This is a genomic window from Mesorhizobium sp. M7A.F.Ca.CA.001.08.2.1, from assembly GCF_003998455.1.
In the GTDB taxonomy this organism is placed as follows: Bacteria; Pseudomonadota; Alphaproteobacteria; order Rhizobiales; family Rhizobiaceae; genus Mesorhizobium; species Mesorhizobium ciceri.
This window is the reverse complement of record NZ_RZPW01000807.1, coordinates 1-2689: the sequence shown is the minus strand read 5'-3', so window position 1 is coordinate 2689 and position 2689 is coordinate 1. Positions and strand designations below refer to the sequence as shown.

Sequence of the window (2689 nt, the reverse complement as noted above, 5' to 3'; positions counted from 1 at the left end):
CGCTCGTAGCGCGCTATGGTTTTCTTGAAGCCGTCGAGGAAACGCCGGCCGTCCAGGCCGGTGCAGATGCGGGTGGTCTTGGGCCCGCCGCCGGGCAGCAATTGCCGGCCGCGATAGGCGACGGTCTGGCCGCGCGCCAGCCTGCCGTCGAGCACGACGTCGGCGAACAGCGGCTCGGTCATCGTCGCCAGGCCGGGATCGAAAGCCAGCGCCACGGTGATCACGTCATCCATCGGGAACCCGACGAGGTCGAAGAATTCGCGCCAGATGTCGATGTAGATCGGGAAGCTGTCGGCGATCATCTCAAGGACGGGATTGTCCCTGGCGACGGCCTGCATGTCGGCGATGTCGTCGCGCGTCAGCATCGAGTCGGCGACGCGGTTGTCCTCGCAGATGTCGAGGGGGACCAGGATCTTCTCGACATCGGCGTTGAGCACGATGCGCGAGGCCTCCGGATCGGCCCAGATGTTGTACTCCGACAGGGGTGTGATGTTGCCCGGCGTCTGGAAATTGCCGCCGAGCACGATCAGCCGCTTGAGTGCACCGGTCAATCGCGGCTCCTGCAACAGCGCCATCGCCGCGTTGGTCAGCGGGCCGGTCGTCACCAGCGTGATCTCGCCCGGATTGGCCATGACCGTCTCGATTATGAAATCGACCGCATGTCCCGACGTGGCCTGCCGCACCGGCGTCGGCGCCGGCGGGTTGAACTTCTTCAGGCGATCGCCGAAGCGGGCGACAAGCCGTTTTTCGAAATGCACCGGCGCCTCCATGTCGGCCTTGGCGTTGCCGACGATCGGCCGCCACGCGCCGGCGTGAACCGGGATATCGTTACGCCCGGCGAGCGTCAGCGTGTTGAGGACGACGTTGGTGACCTGTTCGATCGGGCCGGCCGCACCGGTCACGGTGGTCACGCCCTCAAGCCGGAGCTTGGGATTGACCGCTGCAAACAGCACGGCGAGAATATCGTCGCCGGCTGAATCCACGTCGAGGATTATGCGTTCCATAAAGGCTTCCTTCACTGGGGATTTTTGCCGCCGGGTTCAGTGTTCCTGTCTACCGACAGCAGCTTCCGCATCGATTCCAGCGTCTCCGCGATGATCCTCGGGCGCGCCCGGTAGGACAGCGCGAACAATGCGATCAGCGCGACGACATAGGGGACGGTGAGAACCAGGTAGGACGGATAGCCAAACGTCTGCAGGCGCAACGAAAAGGCATCGGCGAAGCCGAACAGCAGGCAGCCGGCCAGCACCTTCAGCGGATCGCCGTTGGAAAAGATCAGGATCGCCACCGCCATGAAACCACGGCCCGACGACATGTTTTCGGTGAACATGGTGATGTAGCCGAGGGACAGATGCGCGCCGGCGAGGCCCGCCAGCAATCCGCACAGCAGGGATGCGATGTAGCGGACGCGGGTGATCGAGATGCCAAGCGCCTCGGCGGCTTCCGGCTTTTCGCCGACCACGCGGATATAGAGGCCGAGCCGCGTCCTGTTGTAGCAGACGACCAGCAGCGGCACGGCGATGAAGGCGGCATAGACGAGCGGCGTGAAACCGGAGATCAGCGGCGCCCAGGAGCCGAGAAGGTCGCGGGCGCCGGGCAGCTGGACTTTCGGCAGGCCGACGATGCCGTGACCGACGATCGAACCGCGCGTGCCGAAGATCGCTTTCATCAGCGAGATCGTCATGCCGCCGGCCAGGATGTTGAGCGCCAGCCCGACGACAACTTCATTTGCCTTGAAGCTCACCACCAGGACAGCAAAAACCAGGGCGAAGACGAGCGCCGCCGCAACGCCGCAGGCGACGCCCGCCAGTGCGGAACCTGTCCAGATCGAACCAAGGACGGCGAAGAAGGCGCCGACCAGCATCTGCCCCTCGAGGCCGATGTTGAAGATGCCGGCCTTGGTGGTGAACGAGCCGCCAAGCGCGACCAGAAGGATGGGCGCGGTGGTGCGAAGCGTCGCAGCGATCAGCGCGACGTTGATGAGCTTGTCTAGAATTTCCATCGCCGCTCCCCTGCCTGGCTGTCGCCACGCTTTCTCACCAGCACCTGGGCCGACACGCTGAGGATGATCAGCGCCTGGATCACGGTGATGATTTCGCGCGACGCGCTGGTGTCGACCTCGAGCAGCAGCGATCCGTTGCGCAGGGCGCCGAAGAACAGTGCGGTGAAGATGGTGGCGACAGGCGAGCCATTGGCAAGCAGGGCGGCGATCAGCCCGTCGAAGCCGAAACCGGGAGCAAATCCTTCCATGAAGCGGTGGTGGACGCCGAGCGTCTCGACACCGCCGGCCAGCCCGCCGACGGCCCCCGAAAGCAGCAGGACCAGGAAGCCCTGCCGTTTCACGTTGATGCCGCCATATTCGGCGAATTTCGGCGCCGAGCCGACCATCGTGACGCCGTAACCCCATTTGGTGTAGCGGAAGACAAGGGCCGCGCCGACCGCCAGCACCAGGCCAATGACCAGGCCCCAGTTCAACCGCGAGAAGGCGAAGATCTCCGGCAGATAGGATGTCGCCAGGATCGGCGGCGTCTCCGACCAGCCGCCCGGCCGCTTGAACAGGAAGATGGTGAAGTAGGATGTGAGCAGCACCGCCACGTAGTTCGACAGGATCGTCGAGACGACCTCGTTGGTGTTGTAGCGGGCGCGGAAATAGGCGGGGATGGCGACCCAAGCCGCGCCTGCCACGACC

The 2689-nt window shown here is 64.6% G+C and carries 3 protein-coding genes; all 3 read right to left on the bottom strand.

Features of this window, described 5'->3' with window-relative positions:
* A partial coding sequence (locus EN914_RS31285) for a nucleoside hydrolase (RefSeq protein WP_206527285.1) occupies window positions 1-1004 on the bottom strand: 1004 nt, incomplete at its 3' end.
* Window positions 1005-1015: 11 nt separating this feature from the next.
* On the bottom strand, window positions 1016-2002 hold the full coding sequence (locus EN914_RS31280) for an ABC transporter permease (RefSeq protein ID WP_013530293.1): 987 nt from the start codon (window positions 2000-2002) through the stop codon (window positions 1016-1018).
* On the bottom strand, window positions 1990-2689 hold a 700-nt coding region (locus EN914_RS31275), incomplete at its 5' end, for an ABC transporter permease (RefSeq protein WP_164779044.1). The genes EN914_RS31275 and EN914_RS31280, both read right to left, overlap by 13 nt.